The organism is Fortiea sp. LEGE XX443, assembly GCF_015206815.1.
Taxonomy (GTDB): Bacteria; Cyanobacteriota; Cyanobacteriia; order Cyanobacteriales; family Nostocaceae; genus Nostoc_B.
In genome coordinates, this window is the sequence record NZ_JADEXZ010000064.1 from 1 (window position 1) to 23,885 (window position 23,885).

At 39.7% G+C, this 23,885-nt stretch carries 25 protein-coding genes and 1 pseudogene; 10 read left to right on the forward strand and 16 right to left on the reverse strand.

The window, feature by feature from the left end; all coding sequences use genetic code 11:
* Positions 1 to 450: 450 nt before the first annotated feature.
* Complete coding sequence (gatB, locus tag IQ259_RS20340) at positions 451 to 1,926, reverse strand: Asp-tRNA(Asn)/Glu-tRNA(Gln) amidotransferase subunit GatB (protein ID WP_193887818.1); 1,476 nt, start codon at positions 1,924 to 1,926, stop codon at positions 451 to 453.
* Between the two features lie 166 nt (positions 1,927 to 2,092).
* Between gatB and IQ259_RS27275 the strand changes: the two genes are divergently transcribed.
* The 3 genes from IQ259_RS27275 (at position 2,093) to IQ259_RS20360 (ending at position 4,711) form a co-directional block, all read left to right on the forward strand.
* Positions 2,093 to 2,437 carry a type II toxin-antitoxin system ParD family antitoxin gene (locus IQ259_RS27275; protein WP_228014663.1) on the forward strand — a complete coding sequence of 115 codons (345 nt, stop codon included), beginning with the start codon at positions 2,093 to 2,095 and terminating at the stop codon, positions 2,435 to 2,437.
* A complete protein-coding gene (locus IQ259_RS20355) occupies positions 2,437 to 2,838 on the forward strand; it encodes a type II toxin-antitoxin system VapC family toxin (RefSeq protein WP_193887819.1) in 402 nt (133 codons plus the stop codon). The genes IQ259_RS27275 and IQ259_RS20355 overlap by 1 nt, the downstream gene beginning before the upstream one ends.
* A 103-nt stretch (positions 2,839 to 2,941) precedes the next feature.
* Positions 2,942 to 4,711: an FAD-dependent oxidoreductase gene (locus IQ259_RS20360; protein WP_193887820.1), complete on the forward strand. Its 1,770-nt coding sequence runs from the start codon at positions 2,942 to 2,944 to the stop codon at positions 4,709 to 4,711.
* On the opposite strand, the gene IQ259_RS20365 is transcribed toward IQ259_RS20360, so the two are convergent.
* On the reverse strand, positions 4,682 to 5,452 hold the full coding sequence (locus IQ259_RS20365) for a pentapeptide repeat-containing protein (RefSeq protein ID WP_193887821.1): 771 nt from the start codon (positions 5,450 to 5,452) through the stop codon (positions 4,682 to 4,684). The genes IQ259_RS20360 and IQ259_RS20365 overlap by 30 nt on opposite strands.
* A 444-nt stretch (positions 5,453 to 5,896) precedes the next feature.
* Here IQ259_RS20365 and IQ259_RS20370 point away from each other — a divergent pair, with 444 nt between their 5' ends.
* Positions 5,897 to 6,580: a glycoside hydrolase family protein gene (locus tag IQ259_RS20370; RefSeq protein WP_339383953.1), complete on the forward strand. Its 684-nt coding sequence runs from the start codon at positions 5,897 to 5,899 to the stop codon at positions 6,578 to 6,580.
* A 148-nt stretch (positions 6,581 to 6,728) separates the two neighbouring features.
* Here IQ259_RS20370 and menH read toward each other — a convergent pair whose 3' ends face one another.
* Positions 6,729 to 7,541 (reverse strand): 2-succinyl-6-hydroxy-2,4-cyclohexadiene-1-carboxylate synthase, encoded by an 813-nt coding sequence (gene menH / locus IQ259_RS20375; RefSeq protein WP_193887822.1) that lies wholly within the window; start codon positions 7,539 to 7,541, stop codon positions 6,729 to 6,731.
* Between the two features lie 112 nt (positions 7,542 to 7,653).
* Between menH and IQ259_RS20380 the strand changes: the two genes are divergently transcribed.
* A complete protein-coding gene (locus IQ259_RS20380; protein ID WP_193887823.1) occupies positions 7,654 to 8,181 on the forward strand; it encodes a dihydrofolate reductase family protein in 528 nt (175 codons plus the stop codon).
* A gap of 191 nt (positions 8,182 to 8,372) precedes the next feature.
* On the opposite strand, the gene IQ259_RS20385 is transcribed toward IQ259_RS20380, so the two are convergent.
* The 9 genes from IQ259_RS20385 to IQ259_RS20425 form a co-directional block, all read right to left on the reverse strand.
* Complete coding sequence (locus IQ259_RS20385; RefSeq protein ID WP_193887824.1) at positions 8,373 to 8,822, reverse strand: DUF3592 domain-containing protein; 450 nt, start codon at positions 8,820 to 8,822, stop codon at positions 8,373 to 8,375.
* A gap of 103 nt (positions 8,823 to 8,925) precedes the next feature.
* Positions 8,926 to 9,894 (reverse strand): glutathione S-transferase family protein, encoded by a 969-nt coding sequence (locus IQ259_RS20390; RefSeq protein WP_193887825.1) that lies wholly within the window; start codon positions 9,892 to 9,894, stop codon positions 8,926 to 8,928.
* Between the two features lie 25 nt (positions 9,895 to 9,919).
* The gene (locus IQ259_RS20395) at positions 9,920 to 10,147 is read right to left on the reverse strand and encodes a hypothetical protein (protein WP_193887826.1); all 228 of its coding nucleotides are present in this window, start codon (positions 10,145 to 10,147) and stop codon (positions 9,920 to 9,922) included.
* 118 nt (positions 10,148 to 10,265) lie between these two features.
* Complete coding sequence (locus tag IQ259_RS20400; RefSeq protein ID WP_193887827.1) at positions 10,266 to 10,712, reverse strand: MarR family winged helix-turn-helix transcriptional regulator; 447 nt, start codon at positions 10,710 to 10,712, stop codon at positions 10,266 to 10,268.
* Between the two features lie 110 nt (positions 10,713 to 10,822).
* Entirely contained in the window at positions 10,823 to 11,461 is a 639-nt protein-coding gene (locus IQ259_RS20405; protein WP_193887828.1) for a heterocyst differentiation related protein, read from the reverse strand.
* A gap of 252 nt (positions 11,462 to 11,713) precedes the next feature.
* Positions 11,714 to 12,523, reverse strand: a complete 810-nt coding sequence (gene trpA / locus IQ259_RS20410) for a tryptophan synthase subunit alpha (protein WP_193887829.1) — start codon at positions 12,521 to 12,523, stop codon at positions 11,714 to 11,716.
* Positions 12,524 to 12,704: 181 nt separating this feature from the next.
* Positions 12,705 to 13,016, reverse strand: a complete 312-nt coding sequence (locus IQ259_RS20415) for a DUF3007 family protein (protein WP_193887830.1) — start codon at positions 13,014 to 13,016, stop codon at positions 12,705 to 12,707.
* Positions 13,017 to 13,040: 24 nt separating this feature from the next.
* On the reverse strand, positions 13,041 to 13,253 hold the full coding sequence (gene ndhL, locus IQ259_RS20420) for an NAD(P)H-quinone oxidoreductase subunit L (protein WP_193887831.1): 213 nt from the start codon (positions 13,251 to 13,253) through the stop codon (positions 13,041 to 13,043).
* 128 nt (positions 13,254 to 13,381) lie between these two features.
* Positions 13,382 to 13,579, reverse strand: coding sequence for a hypothetical protein (locus tag IQ259_RS20425; RefSeq protein ID WP_193887832.1), 198 nt, complete (start codon positions 13,577 to 13,579; stop codon positions 13,382 to 13,384).
* Positions 13,580 to 14,246: 667 nt separating this feature from the next.
* Between IQ259_RS20425 and IQ259_RS20430 the strand changes: the two genes are divergently transcribed.
* The 5 genes and pseudogenes from IQ259_RS20430 to IQ259_RS20450 all read left to right on the forward strand — a co-directional run.
* Positions 14,247 to 15,266 (forward strand): acyltransferase family protein, encoded by a 1,020-nt coding sequence (locus IQ259_RS20430; protein ID WP_193887833.1) that lies wholly within the window; start codon positions 14,247 to 14,249, stop codon positions 15,264 to 15,266.
* Between the two features lie 364 nt (positions 15,267 to 15,630).
* A complete protein-coding gene (typA, locus tag IQ259_RS20435) occupies positions 15,631 to 17,421 on the forward strand; it encodes a translational GTPase TypA (protein WP_193887834.1) in 1,791 nt (596 codons plus the stop codon).
* Positions 17,422 to 17,751: 330 nt separating this feature from the next.
* The gene (locus IQ259_RS20440) at positions 17,752 to 18,762 is read left to right on the forward strand and encodes a hypothetical protein (RefSeq protein ID WP_193887835.1); all 1,011 of its coding nucleotides are present in this window, start codon (positions 17,752 to 17,754) and stop codon (positions 18,760 to 18,762) included.
* 5 nt (positions 18,763 to 18,767) lie between these two features.
* Complete coding sequence (locus IQ259_RS20445) at positions 18,768 to 19,541, forward strand: hypothetical protein (RefSeq protein WP_193887836.1); 774 nt, start codon at positions 18,768 to 18,770, stop codon at positions 19,539 to 19,541.
* Between the two features lie 406 nt (positions 19,542 to 19,947).
* Positions 19,948 to 20,069: pseudogene (locus IQ259_RS20450) on the forward strand (ISAs1 family transposase); the annotation flags it as partial.
* A 142-nt stretch (positions 20,070 to 20,211) separates the two neighbouring features.
* Here the strand turns inward: IQ259_RS20450 and IQ259_RS20455 are convergent.
* From IQ259_RS20455 to IQ259_RS20470, 4 genes are all read right to left on the reverse strand, one after another.
* The gene (locus tag IQ259_RS20455) at positions 20,212 to 20,619 is read right to left on the reverse strand and encodes a hypothetical protein (protein ID WP_193887837.1); all 408 of its coding nucleotides are present in this window, start codon (positions 20,617 to 20,619) and stop codon (positions 20,212 to 20,214) included.
* Between the two features lie 263 nt (positions 20,620 to 20,882).
* On the reverse strand, positions 20,883 to 21,320 hold the full coding sequence (locus IQ259_RS20460; protein ID WP_193887838.1) for a CAAD domain-containing protein: 438 nt from the start codon (positions 21,318 to 21,320) through the stop codon (positions 20,883 to 20,885).
* 176 nt (positions 21,321 to 21,496) lie between these two features.
* The gene (locus IQ259_RS20465) at positions 21,497 to 21,955 is read right to left on the reverse strand and encodes a BON domain-containing protein (protein WP_193887839.1); all 459 of its coding nucleotides are present in this window, start codon (positions 21,953 to 21,955) and stop codon (positions 21,497 to 21,499) included.
* Positions 21,956 to 22,088: 133 nt separating this feature from the next.
* The gene (locus IQ259_RS20470) at positions 22,089 to 23,675 is read right to left on the reverse strand and encodes a histidine kinase (RefSeq protein WP_193887840.1); all 1,587 of its coding nucleotides are present in this window, start codon (positions 23,673 to 23,675) and stop codon (positions 22,089 to 22,091) included.
* Positions 23,676 to 23,885 lie beyond the last annotated feature (210 nt).

Below are 23,885 nucleotides of genomic sequence, written 5' to 3' on the forward strand. Positions count from 1 at the left end.
GTTGAGTGCAGACATTTATCTTGCATATATTTGGGAGGAAAGAGCAGTTGCCGACGGCAACTGCTCTTTCCCCCTTCAGAATGATTATCATTTTTATGGCTTGTATATCTTATTCTCTGGAAGTCCCTTAGATGGTTGTTTTTGATGATTTGTTATTGGTCTTATGTGTTGAATGAGTGTGTTCTAAAAAAAGCTCAGTAAAGCAACTGTTCTGCCTACCTAATGAACATTTCAAATGTGAGCAAAACGTAACTTACTAGCTAAGAAATAAGGAGAGATGCTCAAGCAACTCTCCGAATCATTAGGGTGCATCTACTAACCACATCATAGCCTTTTATATGTGAGGGTTATTACTTAGTAGATGGTAACTTTAGTAAATATATTGTGAAGAAATTACTGGATTAAACCTGGATGGAATTTCTAATTACCAAGAATTTACTGGCAATCAAACTAGGCATTTAGCTTTTTCTCCACTAGTTCGTTAGTTAACTTCGGATCAGCACGTTTGCTAGTCTTTTTCAGCACTTGCCCAACAAAGAAGCCTTTGAGATTGGTGTTACCGTTACGATATTTTTCTAGTTCTTTGGGGTTAGCAGCAATCACTTCATCAACAATCGGTTCTAGTACACTGGGATCAGTGATGAGTTCTTGACCTGCAAAAGCTTTTTCTGGAGTTACACCTTGGAGTAAATCTGGCAATTTTTCTTTAGCTTGGGCATTGCTAATTTTACCCGATTCAATGCGGGTGATCACATCAGCCAAGTTACCAGGAGTTAAAGCAATATCAGTGATACTGAGTTTTTGCTTGTTGAGATATGCGGCGATATCTTGAGTAATCCAGTTAGCTGCTGCTTTTGGATTTGCGCCAGATGCGATCGCTGCTTCAAAATATTCTGATACGATACGCTCTTCTGTCAAGACTCGCGCATCATAGGTTGAAAGTCCCAATTCAGTTTCATAATGATGGCGCTTTTGGGCGGGTAGTTCTGGTAATTCGCTACGCCAGTTCTCTAATTGGCTATCAGACACCTCAATGGGTGCTAAATCTGGTTCGGGGAAGTAGCGGTAATCGCTGGAACCTTCCTTAACCCGCATACTAATTGTGCGTTGTGCGCCTTCTTCCCACAAACGGGTTTCTTGGATGATGCGTTCTCCGGCTTCGACGGCGGCAATTTGGCGTTCAATTTCGTATTCAATCGCTCGTTGAATGGCGTTGAAGGAGTTCATGTTTTTAATTTCTACCTTCGTGCCGAATTTTTCCTGTCCGAGGGGACGCACGGAGATGTTAACATCGCAACGCAACGATCCTTCCTGCATGTTCCCGTCACTCACACCGAGATAGCGCATAATCCGGCGTAGTTCTTGGGCGTATTCCGCAGCTTCTTGTCCAGAACGAATATCAGGTTCCGAGACAATTTCAACTAACGGCACACCTGCACGGTTGTAGTCTACCAAAGAATAAGTAGAACCAGACAGACGATCACTTCCCGCGTGTACCAACTTACCTGCGTCTTCTTCCATGTGCAGGCGGGTAATCCCAATCTTTTTACGGACGGGATTACCCTCAGCATCTACCAACTCAATTTCTATCCAACCATGTTCGGCGATCGGTAAGTCATATTGAGAAATTTGGTAATTCTTCGGTAAATCAGGATAAAAATACTGTTTACGGTCAAATTTGCTATATTTAGCAATTTGGCAATTCAATGCTAAACCTGCTTTCACCGCGTACTCTAAAACTTTTTCGTTAAGTACGGGTAAAACCCCAGGTAATCCCATACACACGGGGTCAATGTTAGTATTTGGATCAGCACCGAACGCCGTAGAGCTACTAGAGAAAATTTTGGTATTCGTACTTAGCTGACAATGGGTTTCTAGACCAATAATCGCTTCGTACTCAGTTTTGACTGGAGTAGCAGAAGTCATAAAATTAAAAGTTTGACCAATTTACACGTAAATTACTATTTTAGCCTCGCCTTGACAACTTCTTGCTCTGATGCGTAGACGCTCTGCGGCTTGCCGAGAGACATCGCTGCAAATATGCAGTACGGTAGGAAAAATTGCTACTATAGAGCAAAAAGAACGTATCATTATGCCTAACGTCGAAAAAATCAGCGTAGCTCTGACCCCAGAAATGGCAGCGTTGGTTCGTAACGCTGTAGAATCAGGCGAATATGCCAGTAGCAGTGAGGTAATTCGTGAGGCGCTGCGCGAGTGGAAGCAAAAACGCTTACTTCAATTGCAAAATGTTGAAAAGCCGATAGCGAAACCGAAATTAGATTTAACAGCAGAAGAGAAATTAGCTAAATTAAATAAACTATTTGGAGCTTGGAAAAATCAACCAGACTTAACAGAAATATTTGCAAAAATTGACCAGCAACGTCATACCTACCAAGGTAGAAACCTAGACTCAATTGATAATCTCGATAACGGCTAATGTATCTGTTAGACACTAATATTTGCATTGCGTTGCTCAAAGCAGATACCCAAGCCATGAGAAAATTTAATCTCTACTTTAGTCAATGTTATCTGTCCACAATTATAGTTGCAGAACTTTATAAAGGTGTTTATTATTCTCAACAATTAACAAAGAATCAAGAAACTTTGCAGCAGTTTCTTGAATTATTACTAATAGAACCATTCGCTCTAGACGCAGCTTGTGAATTTGGTAAAATTCACAGCGAACTCAAAACAATTGGTAAACCAACTGGCGAAGTAGATGCTTTGATTGCTGCTGTTGCTCGTTCTCGTAATGATATTCTTGTAACTAATAACATCAAAGATTTTATGAATATTCCTAATTTACAGTTAGAAAACTGGTTGGAGAATTATAAATAAATTAATAATGATTTTATTTACATCTATGTTGTTTAGGATTTATTTTCTTGCTCTTTTTACCTTTGTAGCAAAAAATAATTATAACAATATACAAATATAAACTATGACTCATCAAATATATACAACTGATATCTTAGTTGTGGGCGGAGGAACTGGTGGAACGGCTGCGGCGATTCAAGCCGCGAGAAGAGGAGCCAAAACTATTTTGGTGAGTGAGTTTGCTTGGTTGGGGGGAATGCTGACTGCTGCTGGAGTGTCTGCACCGGATGGAAATGAATTAGTTGCTTTTCAGACTGGGTTATGGGGTGCATTTTTACAAGCATTACGCGATCGCCAGCCAGGAGGATTAGATAATAGTTGGGTGAGTTTTTTTAGTTACAATCCGGCTGTGGGGGCGGGGATTTTTGCAGATTGGGTGAAAGAGTTATCAAATCTGCATTGGATTTCTGGACAAGTCCCACTAGAAGTTTTACAACAAGGTGGTTATATTACTGGTGTGCGGTTTGCAGATTTTACTGTTCAAGCCAAGGTGATTCTCGACGGTACAGAATTGGGGGATTTATTGGCGTTGGGGGAAATCCCTTACCGTTGGGGTTGGGAATTGCAAAGTGAATGGGGAGAACCCAGCGCCCCAGCTAGTCATAATGCCTCCACGGAAAAATATCCAGTACAGTCACCAACTTGGGTAGTTGTTATGCAAGATTTTGGTGATGCTGTTGCACCAGAAATTCCGGCTGCACCTAATTATGATCCTGGGTTATTTGTTGGTGCGTGGGAAAATTATGGTGGAGAGAAATTTTTGAATTATGGGCGTTTGCCAGGCGATCGCTTTATGATTAACTGGCCGATTAAAGGCAATGATTACGGTGAAGGTGTCGGGCGTTTGGTAGAGTCAGAGGCATCTAAAGCTGAGTTTTTTCAAGAATGCCGCTGGCATAGTCAAAATTTTGCCCATTTTATTCAAAATCAGTTAGGACAACGCTACGGTTTAGCCGAGAAAGTTTTTCCCTGGACTGACACAGCTTTTGCGCTACATCCCTACTACCGTGAAAGTCGCCGCTTAGTAGGATTAACAACAATTCGGGAACAAGATATATTACCTGTTGCAGGGGGTAGAGTTGCACCTTTGTTTGCAGATGCAATTGCTATTGGTAACTACGCCAACGACCATCATTATCCTGGCTTCGATTTACCGCTGCAACCAAAATCAATTCGCTGGGGAGGACGCTGGACGGGAACACCGTTTACTATCCCTTACCGTTGTTTAGTTCCAGTGGCGACAGATGGTTTATTGGTTTGTGAAAAAAATATTTCGGTATCTCATATAGCTAATGGTGCAACAAGATTGCAACCTGTGGTGCTGGGTATCGGTCAAGCCGCAGGTATGGCGGCTGCTATTTGTGTGGAGTTGGGTGTACAGCCGAGAGATTTACCAGTTAAAGCTTTACAGAACGCATTATTGCAAGATAAACAAGCACCTGCGGCGATCGCACCTCTATTTAATCTCAATTGTTCACCCAATCATCCAGAATGGTTATCCACGCAACTTTATTATTTAGATAATCACCAAGATTATCCCCTAAGTGGCAACTGCCCTCATATATCTTCGTTTGACGAAGTTGTTACACAAGATTGTGACTGTTTTACAGGCATTTTACAACGCATAGATCAGCATAATTACAAACTATTAATTACTGAACCAACAGCTTATCAAGGGCAAACTTGGCAACTCGTAACGTTGCGATCGCACATAGATAATCAGCTACAAGTTACTGTACATGAGCAATTGATAACGGTATGGGGACAGCTAAATTACTCTGGGAATTGGTTATTAGTTGATAAATTAAAAGGGGAGGAACTGAAGCAAAACTGAACCAATACTACCTACAAAATCAAAGAAACTAGGTTTGCTTGTAGTGACATTTTCTTTATAAGGTGTTTGTAGTTCTTTGATAAAAACCTGTGCTGTTTGGGTTCCAGTGCCATTTTGTTGTGTAGTAAATAGCTTTTCGGCAATTTGGGCATCTTCAAAAGCACCTTGGCGATCAAAGAGTTGGTAACGTGCGACACCACGAGCTAAGTAAGCACCCGCGTATTCTGGTTTAGCTGCGATCGCCTGATTGAAATAACTAATAGCTTGTTGATGGTTGCCTTTTTGCCCTTCGGCTATTCCCCAAGCATAAAATTCTTCTGGTGTAGCAATTTGTAATGGGATACCAATTGCACCTTGAAAGTTAGCTCCTTGGAGGTAAGCACTGGTAAACTCTGCATTACCTAAATAAGTATTTCTTAAATCTGCACCTGCCAAATTTGCCCCATTGAAATTAGCTTCAGTTAAGTTAGCACCAAATAATCCTGTACTGCTTAAATTCGCACCCCGCAAATCAGCACCTGTTAAATTGGCGCGGCTGAGGTTCGCACCTGTGAGATTAGCACCACTCAAATTAGCTCCAGATAAATCAGCCAAGACTAAACCTGCACCCGTTAAATCACAGTTTTGGCATTGTTTGGTTGCTAATAATTGTCTGAGATGTTCAGAATTTGCAGCTTGGGCTGTTGTGCTGAGACTGATGGTGGTTACAAATATGGCTGTGGCTAAAATTTGGCTTTTCATACTTGGTTTTGCAATATTTTCGGATCAAAACCCAAAATTAGGCTATAAATTTATACTTCAGCCTATGATATGAAGAGTTTGAGCAGTTTGCCCTCAGTATATGCCTAGATTACTTAATGAATTTGCGTGACAGCAAACTCTATTTGTTGATGAAAATCAATTTTTTACTGATAAGGTTGCAAAAATCTGAAAAGCAGCCTGTGTCTAGCTAAAAGATAATTTAAGAGCAAGCCACATCTGAGATAGTTAGTGATAGTACCGCCCTGAAAAGATCCGTAGATTTATTATCCTAGACAAAGGGTAGATACTTAATTTTACGTTCTACCATTTTTCCTATTCGCAGATTATATTTCGGATTGGTCTATTATTTTTGATCACTTAGACAGCAAATTTGCAAGGAGTCTGACTCTGAAAGGTTTTGAACTTAAAGGCGTTGAAAAATTAATCGGCCCGATAGCTGCACTTTTCGCCTTTGTATGCTTGTTGCAGTGGTACATTTTTGGAGATTTGCGATCGCCTTCCGATCCCGTCTTTAATGTTAAACAACCACCCCTAGTAATGAAAGACGGTGATCCTTATATTCGCGCCTTGATGCGAACTATTTCAGCCAGCGAAGCTAATGGTAATCGTCCTTACTCTTTGTTGTATGGGGGACAACAAGTAACAAACCTCAGTCGCCATCCTGAAATCTGCGTTACCATCGTTACCGGGCCAAATACAGGTAATTGTTCTACTGCTGCGGGGAGATATCAAATTATCAACACTACTTGGTATAACATTGCACCACGCTATCACCCCAACCCAATGAAGATGGTGTTTTGGACTTCTTATAGTTTTGAAGCAGAGTTTCAAGATGCAGTAGTTTACCGTTGGTTAAACGATTCCCAAGTTTGGGGAGTTGATGTTTCACAACTGCTGCGTCAAGGCAAAATTATTGAAGTTTTACGGCGTTTATCTCCAACTTGGACAAGTTTAGGATATGGAATAGAAACAAATTCTATCAGTAGTTCTTTACCTCAAATTTATCGGAAAATGTTACAAGAAGAATTAACCGCAGTCAATCAACCAGTTTCTGCGAATGTAACACCAAATCCAACACTTACACCTAAGGCGAATGTATCTAAATAAATAGTCGCACAAAATAAATTTATTTGTGGAGAGAGGTTACAGGTTACAGGAAAACGATATGTGTAATTAATTTTGTTTGTGTCTTATCTGGATTTGTAATCAATCTCCAAAAGATTTGGGTGTCAGACTTAGAACAATAGCGTATCTTCTAATATTTGTCAAAAAAGTCTTTAATATTTTGTACAAATTCTCTAGTATTCTCCAAATGAGTATTATGAGCAGAATTACTAATTATTTTTAGTTGGGCAACTTTGCATAATTCAGCTATTTTGGTATTAATAGTTAGGAACTTTTGATCATTATCACCCACTAGTAAAAGTAAAGGTACTATATTATCTTTAAGTTTTCCCCATAAAGAAGGTTGACTTCCAGTTCCCATCAATCGTAGTGACTTAGCTAACTCAATCGGTTGATTTTGTAATCGGCTTTCTAAGATTCTTTCAAATTCTGGATGATTTTTGATATAACCAAAAATTGGCTGAGTATACCAATTTAATAAAAACTCTCGAAATTCAGTTTTAGAAACACACCTGCACAATTTTCTCGCTATTTGGGCATCTTTTTTAACTCGTTCCAATCGTTCTGTTTCTGTAGCTAAACCTGGAGAGGCTGATTCTAATACAACTTTATAAAAACGTCCAGGAAAATGTAGAGTGAGATATAAAGCTAATCTTCCACCCATTGAATAACCAACTAAAAAGCATTTAGGGATATTTAACTCATCTAATAAATTAATTAAAACTTGAGCAGTTTGTTCAATCGTATAATATTTATCTCCACTTGAAACTTGAGTTTTACCATGTCCAGAAAGGTCAACTGTGAGATAAGAGAATTCTGTACCTAGCAATTTTATAACTTCATCAAACTCATCTAAATTCCCAATAAACCCATGTAAGAAAAAAATAGTTTCTTTGTCTGAGTAATTAATTAACTTATAGTTGGATTGATAATTTTTTAGCATATTTTAGTTGCGATGACTAGCCCATCAGAAATAACATGATAATTTTTCCGTAAAGTCATAATATGCTAATGTATTATATCTAATCAAGTGCTGATAAATTTAGAGCAATGCTATGCGGAAAATTAGTTTATTTATTGCTTCTAGTCTTGATGGATATATTGCTAGAAAATCAGGTGAAATAGATTGGCTATTTACTGACCAAGACTATGGTTACACTGAGTTTATTGCTGAGGTTGATACATTAATTATGGGTAACAAGACTTATCAGCAAGTATTAAGTTTTGGGGAATATCCATACAATGATCAGGAGGTTTTTGTATTTTCCAATACTCCTCAGGGTAAAGCAGAAAATAACGCAAAATTTGTCAGTAGTGATTGGCAAAATTTTATTACAAATTTGCGTCAATCTAGTGGGGGTCTGATTTGGTTAGTAGGAGGCGCACAGACAATTCAGTATTTCTTAAAGCACAATTTCATTGATGAAATAATTCTATCAATTCACCCAATTATTTTAGGTGACGGTATTCCATTAATTGTCAAGGACTCAAGTTTAGAAACAACACTTGAGTTGAAAGATGTTAAAACTTATGATTCAGGGTTAGTGCAAGTTGCTTACGATTTGAAAAGAAAAGAAAATTAGGCGTTGCTGAATTTAGGGATGAAATAATGAACCGCAAAGTACGCATTCTCTACGAGAGGCTTCCGCCAACGCGCAGCGTCTCGTAGAGAATAAGAGGTTTTGAGAGATAAATATCAGAAAATCATCCCGCATTTATGCAACACCGAAAATTAATATATATAAACATTGAATGCGATCGCAACATCACATTATTATCTAGGCAAGAACGATTTCACTAATGGGATTCCCCCAATTATGACAAAAAGTGACCCCATACCAGTAAACATAGCAGGTAAGAACCATAAATCGAACCAAGAGTTAATTGTGGCAGATTTTAGCTGTTGAGGATTGTAAAGAATTTCTACTTGTTGACCTTTGGTATATGCTGGTGGGTTACTACCACTATTGGCTTCAAATTCTGTTGGCTCACCAGAACTTGCAGTAAATTTTATCACTGGATAATAAACAGTGGAAGAGTAGCCGTTGCTACCTCTAGATGTATGTCTCACTAAATCAATCACAGTTCCTTGTGCTGAAATTGACTTGCCAATAAAATTGCGAGTATTCACTCCAATTATGATGCCAGTGATCATAAAAATGCTGCCAATACCAGCGAATATAGAACCAAATACACGAAAAAAGGTTATATCTTCATTAACCATATTATTTTTAACATTTAGGTAGCTATTTGCCCTTGAGTAGTAAAAATTTGATACATCATAATTTATAATTCTGATTTAGCAAAGGCGATTTAGATAAGAATATCTAGATTTGGCGATCGCTGCGATTATGGGGTAAGTCAAAATTAATTACGGGGCCTACTGGCACAATGCCATTTGGATTCAATTCTGGTAAACCTACATAATAAAGTTGTTTAACATGACTGATATTACACCATTGTTTGACACCAGGAAATTGATATAACTCTCGGCAATAGTTCCAGAGATTGGGATAATCAACCAAGCGCTTGATATTACACTTAAATAGACTATAATATGCCAGGTCAAATCTAAATAGCGTCGTAAACAAACACCAATCTGCTAAGGTGGTTTCTTCACCGCAGAGATATGGTTGTTTACCTAAAATTTTTTCCCAGTATTCAAGCGCTAGAAATAATTCTTTTAGAGCTTGTTCATAGGCAGTTTGAGATGCAGCAAAACCAGTACGATACACACCATTATTAATCGGTTGGTAAATGGCATCAATCGTTTCATCAATTAAAGTTTGCAGCGACTTTGGATAAAAATCTACAATCTTCTCAGCAAAGAAATTAAATTCTGTATTCAGCATTTGAATAATTTGGCGAGATTCATTGTTGATAATTGTTTGTGTATGTTTATCCCACAATACTGGGACTGTAACTCGCCCGGTATAAGTTGGATTAGCTTTGGTGTAAATTTGCCAAAGATAATCAGCTTGATTAACTTTATCTCGAATACATCCAGGTTTATCTGAGAACTTCCATCCTTGGTTGCTAATTACGGGGTCAACAATAGAAAGACCAATAACTTTCTCAAGCCCTTTCAATGCTCGTAATAAAACGGTGCGATGCGCCCAAGGACAACCTAAAGAAACATACAGATGATATCTGCCTGCTTCTGCTCTAAATCCACTGGCTCCATCTGCTGTAATCTTATGATGAAATTGCGTTGGTATTCGCTGAAACTCGCCGCTTTCATTACGTTCTGTCCAGGTGGTTGTCCATTGGCCGTTAACTAATTTACCTAATGCCATATTTTTTCCTGTATTCATTTGTTTTTTAATCAAAAGCGTCAGCTGCTATGCTGAACACGCCGTAAGTATAGCTGCTATGGAGTTGCTTACCTCTGGCATTTTCACCACTCGCTCCCAAAGCCACAAAAAACGGGAGTAAGTGTTCTTCTGTGGGATGGTTATCTAAAGCGTATGGAGTGAGTTGGCGATAGTTTAGCAGTCTTTGTATATCATTTTGAGCGATCGCTTGTGCTAACCACTCATCAAATCTCAACTCTTCTAGTTAGTTTATTTTTAGTTAGAACCATTTGCCAAAATTTTTCGGGAAGAGTTGAATCATTTCTGTAAACTAGCGTTCCAAAGTAGGTAGATTGCTATAAGAAATTTCAACCCTAAAAAGCCAAACGCAAGCGATTTAGTAAAACTCGCAACAGTTCTAATTCAGACGTTTCAAACTGCTCAAAACGTTCTTTCAGGTAAGCAATATGAGCAGGAAATATGACCTCAAACAAGGCTTCGCCTTCATGAGTGAGTTTAACAATCACGCTACGACGATTGTCAGCAGGGATTTCTCGCAGTACTAGGTTTTTTTTCTCTAGGCGATCCATCACGCCTGTAAGTGTTCCTTTGGTGATTAAAGTTTTCTCACCAATTTCTCCCATACACATACCAGATGTGTTACCCAGAGTTGCAATTACATCAAATTGCGCTGGTGTGAGGTCAAATTGTCGTACATGGGCTTCTGAGTAAGTGGAAAACGCTTGATAGGCTCGTACCAGTTCACGCATTGTTGGAATAAAAGGTTCTGTAGCCGCCGCTTTGGCTGAATAATCAGACATGAGAATACATAATTTAAACAGACTATTCTAACTAGAACATAAATATAAAAACTAAGCATCAAGGCGAAGATTTCACCTCATGCTTTATCTAACTGGCAAATATTGTATTATTAGTGCATTTCGTCGTATTCTGGCGCTTCAACTCGTCTAGTTTCTGCACGCGAAGGTGGGAGAAATTCAGCCCGACGTACAGGAACCAAAGGTGTCGTAGAACCTTGATAGGGATGAATTACCTGCACTGTACGGGTAGGACGGTTACGTGGAGCAAATAAAGCCAATACTCCAGCAACCACAATACCACCACCAACAGTCAGTGTCGCGCCTCCCACAGCCCAAATAATGGGTGATGTCCACCAAGCATTTTGAGTTTGGAACGCTTCAGATGCTACTGGTTTTTGGTTAGTTTGTGCGAATTGCAACTGTTGAGCGTTGAAGGTGTCGAGTAGTCGTTGGTTCTGCACCCTTAACTGTTCGTTATCGTTTTTTAAACGATCCATGTCAGTTTTTAACTGATTAAATTCTGCCCGTTGCTCAGGATTTGTTGCAGTGGGTGGCTGAATATTGGGATAGGGTTGTCCGTAGATGGAAGGATATTGCACTGGTGGCTGTAGCTGAGGTGCAACTACAGTGGGCATTTGGGGGGGAACAGCGAAGTTAGGTTGTAAGGGATTATTTGTTCCCTTGAGCAAAACAAGAGCCGCCAGCCCAGCGACAGCAACTCCACCGATAAATGCCATGCTCTCACTCATCGCCTTTGCCCCTCAACTGCGACGTAATTATTGTTTGTGACTGACACACTCTCACACTCATAATCTTTTACTTACTCAATTTCACCTAACACTCAAGTATAAGCGGCAGTATCAGCTAGTTTTTTACAGCCTGCAATCTGCTGTTAATATTCAAGACCATAAATGTCAAATTGTCTACTAAACCAGCGTAAAAAAACTGCACTGTTATACATTCTTAATCTACTTTTTCTGAGGTGGCAAGAAAGTGGTGGGTCATAATTCTTCTTTATTCCCGATCGCAGCTTTGAGACTTTGACAAAATTGGGCGATCGCATTCAGCCCTTGCTCTGGTGTTCCTTCTGCCAAACGTTTGACAAAAGCACTACCGACAATGGCCGCATCCGCTCCCCAATCTTTTACCTGACGGGCTTGTTCAACTTGGGAAATCCCAAAACCTACACCGATGGGCTTGTCAGTAACATTACGAATTTGTTGCAATAAATCTGACACACGCATTTCTATTTGCGATCGCATCCCTGTAACACCAGTCACACTAACCAAATAAATAAATCCTTGGGAAGCACGGGCGATGGACTCGATTCTGTCAGCAGAACTAGTAGGCGCTACCAATAAAGTTAAGTCAATCCCCGTCTCACTAGCAGGTTTGAGCAACCCAGCCGCTTCTTCTAGGGGTAAATCAGGTACTACCAACCCTGCTACCCCTACATCTGCTATTTGCTGGAGAAATTTTTCAACCCCGCGATGTAAAATCGGGTTGTAGTAGGTAAAAAGAATAATGGGTGCTTGTAAGGTGGGGGTAATTCCTTGCAGCATTTCTAGAACGCCTTCTAAATTCGTTCCCTTTTGCAAAGCGCGGGTAGCTGCCGCTTGAATTACTGGCCCATCTGCAAGAGGATCAGAATAGGGAACACCCAATTCAATTATGTCAGCACCACTGCGATCAAGAGTCTGCAACGCGGTTGCGGTTGTTGCTAAATCTGGATCGCCAGCAGTAATGAATGGAATCAGAGCGCACTCTTGATTCCGTTTTAAGATTTCAAAGCGATCAGTAATGGCGGTCATTAGTCAAGAGTCAATGTCAGGTATCAATAGTCAAAAGAATTCACAAGAAACCAGAAAACGGTAATCCTTATAGAAATCGATATCTCGCACTTTCGGAATCGTGAACAGAAAAATTGCCTGTTCCCTGTTCCCTGTTCCCTTCTTCAATGACTATTGACTATTGACTCATAAAATGATCACTTTACACCTGAGATTGCTTTTCTTCTTCAATCTCAGCTTGAATTTTTGCTAGTTCTTCAGGTGTAAGTTCGTCTAAGCGCTTTTGAAAAAAAGCTTGTTCATACTCTTCCCGTTGTTGATGGTAGGTCATGTTTTTATTCATGGCACGGTAAGCATAAGTACTTACCCAACCAATCAATCCCATAACCAGCACAACTTGGCTCCATATCCCAGCTTGTTGACCATCTAAACCAACCAGATGTAATCCTACATAAGCCAAGCCGCCAGCAATAAAAACACCCAAACCAATTCCAAGAGCGTCGATGCGTCGCATGAGAGTTATGACCTACCAATCTCGTTAAACTTCAATTTTGCGCGGCTGTGGTCGCAAATTGACAAATGGCGATAGAACTAATAAACCGGGAAAGAAGAAGAAAACCAAAAAGTACATAAAAGCACGCTCTATTGAGCTAACGACATACCAGCGCTGCTTTAGGTAAAACATAACAGCAACAGGCATTACTAGTAAGTAAGCTCCAGCCAACATCAGATACAGCAGGGCTACGATCATAGATTTTTTCTCTTTGTAGATAAGGCCATTCAGTGCATCTGTTTTCCATCATAGGCTGAACACGCAGCTTGAGGAAAGTCTGATTAATCTAACTGTAGAAGAATTCAGCACTTTTACCTGGACAAAATCTAAGATGGTGCTATAATGGCAAAGCCAGTAACAAATAAGTGTTGTTGTTTAGCCAAGTTTAAAGTGCTTGTCCAAAAGTTAGAGATTGCAAAAAAACAATCTGGCGATCGCCCAACATAGACAAACTTTCTTAAATCTAGTTGCACAAAATGCACAATTGATGCTGGAATAGATGAGGAGGTATTTGCTGCCTCCACAAAACAACGGACTCCTCATTAAACTTGGGGGTGTGGCGGAATGGCAGACGCTACGGACTTAGCTAACTGAGCCTTGAGGAAGAAATTCTTCAAGTGGAAGCTCTCAAACTCAGGGAAACCTAAATCTGTTTACAGACAAGGCAATCCTGAGCCAAGCCAAAAACAGTGCTGAGTTAAAAGTGCTGAGTTCTGAGTAAGTTTAAAGCTCATACTCTAGGATTTTAACTCACAGTTTTAGGAAGGTGCAGAGACTCGACGGGAGCTACCCTAACGTAAAGGCGAGGGTAAAGGGAGAGTCCAATTCTCAAAACCTAAGGTGGCTAGAACTATCAGGTAGTAGTGAAAGCTGCAAGAGAATGAAAATCCGTTGACCTTAAACGGTCGTGAGGGTTCAAGTCCCTCCACCCCCACTAAAAAACAGAGCCTGCTTAGTTTATCTAAGCAGGCTTAACTTTTGCCGCAACTTCACAAAAAAATGGTATAACTACCTAAAGCGGAAACGGGAATTTAAATTTTTGATGAAGAATACAAATGAGCGCTACAAAGATATACGGATTAAGTTTAGATATTCTTCATACTTATAAGCTCAGGAAAGCATAAAGTAAAAAAAACACTAAACACTAATCTTATAAGCTTTTTATTAATTAGTAGCTTTCTTTGTGAATTTATGCTTACTACATCAATATCTCACAAAATTGATTGGATTGATTTCTGGAAAGGCATAGGAATTTTTTCAGTTGTTTTTTCCCACGTAGTGGAAGAAGGAGTATCAGAGTACCTGTACTGGTTTCATATGCCGCTATTCTTTTTCATCAGCGGTTTTTTGTATAAGGATAAGTATGATTACAAAACCTATTTCCAGAAAAAATTTTCTAGTCTGCTAGTACCTTACTTCTCGTTTCTACTGCTTTATAGTGGGTTGCAAAGTTTAAGCTACGTGGCAAAAGCAATCAAGTCTGATAGCATATTGCCTCTTAACGAGCTAGTATCGTTCACAGTTGCTTATTTATACAACCAAATTTATGGTGGAGCTTTACTTGCTAACTGGTTTGGAGTCTTTTGGTTTGTTACCTGCTTGTTTATGACTCAGCAAATATACAACTTTATCTATAAGGAGTTTGGGATTAACAACACGCTGATGATATCTATAATGCTTGTCTCATATGGACTAGCAATGGCTGAGTTTTGGCTTTTAAAGACACCAAATTATTTCTGGAATATCAACGTTGTTTGTATGGCTCTGCCTTTTTACTGGCTGGGACACCTTTACGCTAAACACCGTTTAGAGAGTAATCACAATCTAGCCTTCATCGCAGTAATAGTCTTTTTTACTGCCATAGCTCTTCATCAATTGGGTATACAACCAAACTTCTCTATGAAAGGAGGTAACTATGGGATTGTATTTTATAGTCCGATAGTTGCCCTGGCAGGTATTGTATTTACTCAGAATATAGCCAAGATTTTGAGTCAAAATAAACATTTACTTCGTATAATGAGTGCATTAGGCGCGGCTTCGATGATAATTATGTATTTGCATCAGCCAATCCAGTTAACTATGCGGGACATTCCTATTTTAGCTAATACATTATTAAGAATAGCTACTGCGTTAATATTCTCTTATATTGCTTACAAAATAGTTGTTAGGTTTAAACTTTTAAGTAAGTATTTTCTTGGAACTACAAACTAAAGCAATCTGAGAATATTCACTTTTTGGCGCTACTTACTATAGCAATCCTAAATTAGTTATGAGCGAGAAAATGCCTAAAAACTTTATTGATTGATACGTATTTTTAATCTCAGTATTTTCTCACAGTTCAATTCAGACTGCTAGAGAATTCTTATTTATATTGGGTACAGTTAGGACAAACCTATCTAAAAGCACTCCATGCTTGAAAAAGCAACCTTGACAAACCTCATCGTAATTGTGTCAATTACGCTAGAATTGTTAAAGGTTCTTTACAGAATTTGCAGATCATCCCCAATTCTGTTAAGACAACCTAGCACTTACATGTAAATCTACAAAACCCCTTTAGAGTTCACACTAAGCTTCTATGACGCTCCCAATTCGTAACGTCGCCATTATCGCCCACGTTGACCACGGCAAAACCACCTTGGTTGATGCACTCCTCAAACAGTCTGGCATTTTCCGAGAAGGTGAAGACGTTCCGGATTGCGTCATGGACTCAAACGCCCTCGAACGTGAGCGGGGAATTACAATTCTCTCTAAAAACACAGCAGTTCGCTACAAAGAGACGCTGATCAATATTGTTGATACTCCTGGACACGCTGACTTTGGTGGTGAAGTCGAGCGCGTACTCGGCATGGTTGACGGATGTCTGCTAATTGTCGATGCTAATGAAGGCCCAATGCCTCAAACGCGCTTTGTATTAAAAAAAGCTTTGGAGAAAGGGTTGCGCCCTATCGTTGTAATTAACAAAATTGATCGCGCCAAAGCTGACCCTCATGTTGCTGTTGATAAGGTTTTGGATCTGTTCTTGGAATTAGGCGCAGATGAAGACCAGTGTGATTTTACCTATCTGTTTGCCTCTGGTATGGGAGGTTATGCCAAAGAAAGCATGGAAGCAGAATCGGTAGATATGCAACCGCTGTTTAATGCAATTCTGCAACATGTTCCACCCCCAGTAGGCGATGTTAATAAGCCTCTGCAATTGCAAGTCACAACCCTAGATTATTCTGAATATCTGGGACGGATTGTTATTGGCAGAATTCACAACGGTACTATCCGGGCTGGACAACAAGCTGCTTTGATTACAGAAAACGGCACAATTGTCAAGTCCAAAATCAGCAAATTGATGGGCTTTGAAGGGTTGAAACGGGTGGAAATGGAAGAAGCCACCGCAGGTTATATTGTTGCCGTTGCTGGTTTCGCGGATGCTTACATTGGGGAAACAATCACTGACCCCAATGAACCCCAAGCTTTACCACTAATTAAAGTGGATGAGCCTACCTTACAAATGACTTTCTGGGTAAATGATTCACCCTTTGCTGGTCAAGAAGGTAAGTTGGTGACATCAAGACAAGTGCGCGATCGCCTGTTCCGCGAATTAGAAACCAACGTTGCTTTGCGGGTTGAAGAAACCGATTCTCCCGATAAATTCCTGGTTTCCGGTCGTGGAGAATTGCACTTGGGGATCTTAATTGAAACCATGCGCCGGGAAGGCTTCGAGTTTCAGGTATCTCAGCCACAGGTAATTTACCGCGAAGTCAACGGACAACCTTGCGAACCTTACGAACTCTTGGTGTTAGACATCCCTGCTGATGCTGTTGGTAGCTGTATCGAACGCCTGGGACAACGCAAAGGCGAAATGCAAGATATGCAGCCAGGTAGTGGCGATCGCACCCAGCTAGAGTTCGTCATCCCCGCCCGTGGTTTGATTGGTTTCCGTGGTGAATTCATGCGGATGACCCGTGGTGAAGGTATCATGAACCACAGTTTCTTAGATTACCGTCAACTGAGTGGTGATATTGAAGCCCGTAACAAAGGTGTTTTAATCTCCTTTGAAGAAGGCGTTTCTACCTTCTACGCCATGAAGAACGCCGAAGATAGAGGATCTTTCTTTATCACTCCTGGTACTAAAGTTTACAGAGGCATGATTGTTGGTGAACACAACCGTCCTCAAGACTTAGAGTTGAATGTCTGCAAAACCAAGCAGTTAACCAACCACCGCGCCGCCGGTGGTGATGAATTAGTTCAGTTGCAAGCACCAATAGACATGAGTTTAGAGCGGGCTTTGGAGTACATCGGCCCCGATGAGTTGGTGGAAGTTACACCCCAATCTATTCGTCTACGGAAGATGTCGAAGAAATTGGCGAAACGGTAAGTAAAGCAATAAGTCGACTTTAATTTATTTAAAAAGCTCGCTCACGCGGGCTTTTTTGTTTTGTTATTTGGGGTGAGCATCTCTGCTCGTTGTATGAAAAGTATCTCTCGGTTATACTAGCAATTCAAGTAATTAGAGAAACATTAGGAAGAGCAAACTGTGCCAAACTGCCCATATTGTGATTACTCAATTGATGAGGCATATAACTTTTGCGTTAGCTGTGAACGACAAGTAAATTGTCTAAAGTGTAATACTTATTTACTTAGAGATAAAAGCAAATGCCTTAAGTGTGGCACTTTCATTGAAGCTCCTCAGCCTAATCCCACTCCTATGAATAATTTTTCTCTAGAAGAGGAACAATCAGACAATAATTACTCAAGGAAGGTAAATCTATCTTTCACTGATACTGCAATTGATAAGGTTGCATCTGTTCTAGGTGGTTATGTTCCCTTAACTCCTCTTAAAGTTGCTAAACCTACCTCAGTTCGTGAACAGCAATCTCTCTTACCTCCTTTTCAGGCATTAGAAGAAGACAATAATACAAATGAATATACACAAGAACAAACAATTGATGCTACTGTTCAAAATTTATCAGAAGCCAATTCACCTTTAAACTACTTTGACCAAGATGGGCAAGGTTTTCTAGTTTCAAAAGCTCCTGATTACAAAGGTAAAAATAAAAAGCTTCAACAACAGAGATTTAGTCTACTTTACGTTTGGGCGTATAACATAGTCTTTGGCGAACCAGTTTTAAAAGAGCATATAAATAAAGCTGCTCAAGTCAATGGTATTTACGATAAAAATTACTCAAATTACCTCACTGATCTTGCAAATCGTTTCTTCATAAAGTCTGATGGAACTTTTAAAGTTAATCCTGGTGGGCAGACTGAAATCAAGAAAATTATTGCAGAAATGCAAGATTCAGATTTAAAAGGTGTTGAGTATTGGAATTCAACTCGCAAAAATTCTAGTAAAGGTTCTCGTAAGACAAAAGAAGATGCTCAACAAATTGACCAGTGGATTCAAATGCAATCAAGGTTTGACAGTTTTGATGTTAGAACATTAGACACTGCTGCGAAGTATGCTCTTCTTGCTTTATATGATATTACCAAAGAATTGAAGGTTCAGGATGCGGTGAAACAGGGATTAGCATACGACTATCTCGTTAAGAAATACAAAACAGTTTCAGTAACTAAGGACAGTTTTTCAAAAGCTTTAGCTAATATAAAAGACTACGGTAAATATTTCAGTCGAACCTCTGAAGGTTTATATTATCTGACACCTGATGCTGAAAGCTTTGTGGAGAGTTGGTTTATTCAGAGTAATTGTGAAAATCAATAGGAATCATGAGTGTTCAAAGATCCCAAATTGAAGGAGCTTTATCTACGAAGCTACCTAAAGATGTTATTGTTGCATTGCTTGATGAATATCAAAATATAAAACAACAGTTTTTCTTGAGAAAGTTTCAACCATCTGAATTAAATGCTGCTCGTTTCAGTGAGTGTATTTTAAGGATAATTGAGTTTTTGGACACAGGTAACTATACAGCATTTGGAAAACAGTTAGATACTCAAAAAATAATAAATCGTGTTAGCAGTAATACAACCTTACCTGAAGGAATTCGGTTTTTTATTCCTCAGCTTACAAGGGTGCTTCTTGATATTAGAAACAAGAGAAATGTAGCTCATGTTGGTGGAGAAGTCAATCCAAACTACTCTGATTCCTTGTTTGTATCACATTCCGCAGATTGGATTTTAATTGAAATAATACGCAACTATCATATCAACAGTATTGATGAAGCGAGAAAAATTGTTGCAAGTATCAATGAGACAAAAATGCCTGTCATAGTAGAAGTTGGAAGCTTTGTAAGAGTGCAAAATACAAAACTGAAAACTGATCAAAAAACTTTACTTATCCTATACTACAAGCAGCCAGATAAAGTTAATGATGCAGATTTAATAAAATGGATTAAATACACTAATGCCAGTAGGTATCGGGCAGAAATATTGAGAACATTAGATGATGAAGCGCTTATACATTATGAAAATAGTTTTTGTGTAATTCTCCCTAAAGGTATTGCTTATGTTGAGAAGAACATCAGTCCCGAACTCATTGTGTGAATTATAGTAATATCAAGCTATGACGATTAGCGATCGCTATACAGAAATACCTCTGGATTACGAAATATATTGACAAGGGAGTTGATCTGGAAAGACTAGAGGATGATACAGTCTCAGCACTGATTAGTAGCTTGAAGCGTCATGGTGTTAGCGATGAAGTTATCCATGAAGCCCTCAGCGAAGTTACGCAAAGATAGTTCGATGGCGATCGCGTTCAACAACTCACACGAAAGAAAGACTAGAACAATTTTGATCTCAAAATACCAGTGGTTCCAATAAATTATCTGATTCCGTTTCTGACTAAAAATATACAAAGAAGATTTGATGATCAAATCATTTCTGTAAGAATCAATAAAATGTGGTTAAGTAGTATTCTCAATTCATTTGAATGAGAAAAAATCTAAAAATGAAGCTACCACCAAAAATCCAATTGTGGATCATTTTATAGATTTAGAAGACAAGAGGGTTGAATGCACAAAAAAGTATAAGTTAATTGATATAGTTACTATTGCGATTTGTGCAGCCGTATCGATACACTACAAAATGATATGATTTGTCAATCTTTAGGGAAAGCCGCACTTAAAATTTAATAAAGCCTCTCCTAAAAAGTTTAAGAGAGGTTTTTGATGGAGTTTTATTGATAAAAGAATCGGCGAGTCAGAGTTACGTACTAAATTATTCCTGGGCCTCTACCGCGTTTGTCATTCTTTTCGGTTAACTCACCTTCTTTATCTTCGTTCACTTCTCGAAGTTCCTCCATGCGTTGTGCGCTATCTTCTGCTACTTCTTCCCGTGCATCACCAGGGACTTCATAGTACATTTCTGGTTCCACTGCATAGTTGTTTAACAAACCTTCTTTGTCTACTGTATAACCGTCGGTGGTGTGTATACTTTCTGCATCAGTTTGGTCGTCAGTGGGAGCGCTTGCTTCTCTTTCTTCTGTAGGTAATGTTTTATATAATTCTCCCTCTCTTTTTTTACGAGCAGCAGTTTCAGCAGGAATAATGCCTCTATCGTAGGTATCTACTTCTGCTCTTTCAGATGAATCTACTGCTTTGTTAAATTTTTCATTAGCCATAATTCATGTCCTCGAACTTAAAGAAAAGTATTTTCTTGAATAGCTTCGAGAACTAGATTAGGCTGTTGAAGATCATAATACTACTATCTGGAGAATAGATTTAAATCCCAAAAAATCAATTATTTATATGCCTTTCGATGTATTTATAGCAGGTAATAGGGAACAGGTGATAGGTGACAGAGTTAAAAGACACCCAACTTCTTTGAGAAGTCGGGTATCTGAGTAGTCGAAATTTTCACAAATCAAACAAGATTGCTATATTATCAAGCATCTTCTCCTAAAGTTTGTATTTTAAAAGAGCGAATCTCTGCTAATACTTCTTGGCGAGTCGAGGCTTGAAGAAGATAACGGAAAACAAACCAAGTAGAGTAAATAATTCCAATCAACTCTAAAGCTGGCTCTAAGATTGGAATATCATTAATCGCATCCAGTATTGCTACTACAACTTTAAGTGTAACAATAGCTGCTAGAACTAAAGCAAGGGTAATTAAAGGTAGTTTGTATGCTTCCCAAAACTTATTTAAATAATAGGGCAGCTGATCTACAAACTGAGATATTTTTCGATTAATTTGCTGCCATTGAGTTTCAGGCTCACTAGCTGGTGGCAGCTTGGGTAAGTTTTCAGTATCTACACCTTCAAGGGCAACTGGATTAGTTGAAGATGTCTCATTTACAGATTCTAGTTGTTGTTCGAGTGCCATATTTTTAGAATTGTACTAATCACAAAAATTTTACTAAGAAAGGCACAAAAAAACAAAATGTCGGGCTGCATCAGGGGTCAGTTTTATTCAATACTGACCCCTGAATACTATCATAATAACGTTTTTACGTTTACTTATGCCCGTCTATTAATTTAGATTTGTTGTTAACCCTACTACTATTGTGGTGGAGCTACAACTGCTTTGTTAACTACGTTCTTAACACCTTTAATTTCCTGTGCTAAAGGCTGAATTTTACTCAGTTGATCCTGATTATTTACAGTTCCGTTGACAGTGACTGTACCTTGTTCGTCAGCAGCAACTGTTAGCTGACCACCGGGTATATTGGCTTCTAATTTAGAGCGAACTTCACTGGCGAGGTCAGCTTCTGCTCTTTGTGCATCACCACCGGTAAGATTATTCCGCTCTTCACGAGCGCGAATGTCTTGATTGAGTTGTCTTCTGCGAAGTTCACTCTGAGCGTCTTCTTTTGCTTCTTGAGTTGTCTGTGCAGCAGGTGATGCGGGATTTTGATTAACTGTGTCTGGTGCTGACTGGGTGGTTCTAGAAGGATCATTACAAGCAGCAGCACCAAGAAGTAGTAAGCCACTAATAAAGAAGGGAGCTAGTTTTTTCATTTGTCTCGCTAATGATAGATTAATTTGACACGAAGGATTTTTGCGTGGCGATCGCCTATGGCAGGCGCTTCCGCGCCATTGCACCCATAATTTAATTGCAGACAAGACATTTAGGATTTACAACTAACTTTGGTTAGAGTGTTTCATCCCGACGGTCAACAATGGTCACGGTAGGATCTTCACGATCGCCTGTCACAGGATAATTAGTGCGACCACTTTCTATAACTGGGGTTTCTTGGTGTCTTGTCCAGTTCAAACCACGATGGGATTCTGTATCGACATCAGTCGCGTCAAAGATGCCAAAGTCTTGAATACCACGACGTTTGAGGATGGTTTGAGCGTGTTGGATTTCCGCTTCTGTACCATCAACCATAACTAAATAGTCGCCGCGTTGGAAGCGATCGCTATAAAGCCTAGCGAGGTCTTCAGGAACACCTACACCAACTAGTGCGCCAACTAAACCACCTGCGGCTGCACCAATCGCACCACCAGCCAAAGTTGTGGCTAAAGCCGTTGCTACTGCACCACCAGCAATCACAGGGCCAACTCCAGGAATTGCTAACGCACCCAAACCCACTAATAAACCACCTAAACCACCTAATGCGCCGCCTGTAGCTGCTCCGGTTTTTGCACCTTCATCAGATTGATTACCAACACCAGCAACACCATGTCCATTTGTGTCTTTAGCAATCAGAGAAACTCGATTCATCGGAAAGCCAGCATCGCGGAGTTCATTAAGTGCTGCTTCTGCATCTCGACGATGGGAAAATGCACCGACTGCGCGGCGGTTTTTGTGTATGGGTGTAGTACCGTGGCTATGTGAGTCGAAAACTTGCCACTGTTGAATTTTATGCTGATTGAGAATTGAGGTAGCACGATTGATTTCGTTATCTGTGCCACTCACCGCAACGATATAATCGCCGTGATTAATCCGCTCGTTATAAAAACGTGTGCGCTCATCTGGTAATCCATAACGTACTGCATCGAGGCGATCGCTAAAATTCACCCCTCTTAACGCATCTCTGTTTACAGATTCACGATGAATTAAAGAAATTTGGCCTAGAGGAAAACCTGCAACTCGTAAATCGTTAATGGCTGCTTCTGCATCTTGGCGCAGATTAAAGTAACCTACAGCATGTTTGGTAGCAACAACGTCTTGATGAACGGTATGAGCATCGGGATGATTGTAAATACCATACTCTTCAATTCCGCGCCGATGCAGGATGGCTTCTGCTCTGGCGATTTCTTCATCCGTACCATCTACGATTACTAAATAGCCACCGCTTTGTACGCGTTCGTTATAAACTCTGGCACGTTCTTCAGGGATTCCCAAACCAATCAATGCACCAAGTAAGCCACCAGCTACTGCACCAATACCCGCACCCGCTAAAGTTGTGGCGATCGCCGTTGCTGTTGCTCCAGCCAACATAATCGGCCCAATACCAGGAATTGCCAAAGTGCCAAGACCGACTAATAAGCCAGTTAAACCACCTAAAGCACCACCTGTAGCTGCACCAACGGCGGCTCCTTCGTCAGATTTGTCGCCAACGCGATCGCTTACTTGAGTACCGGCAATATTATCTTTACCGTCTGCATCTCTGGCAATCACAGAAACTCTATCCATTGGAAAGCCAGAATTTTTCAATTCATGTAGTGCTTCTTCGGCGTTCCTACGATTAGGAAATACTCCTACAGCACGTCTTTGTACACCAACAACCATTCCAACTTCTCCTATCAATTAAAAGCTTGTGATTACAAATTTATTGAGTTCAATAACTCTATTCGTATCTTTTTTTGATAAGATTTGCCTCAATCTGTCGGAATAAGTTGATTATCTGTCAACAGATATAGCTATCTGTATAAAAAATTAGCCTAGCCCTATTTTTAAGACAATAAATCTGTTTTTTTATCTAATATTTCTCTAATTAAA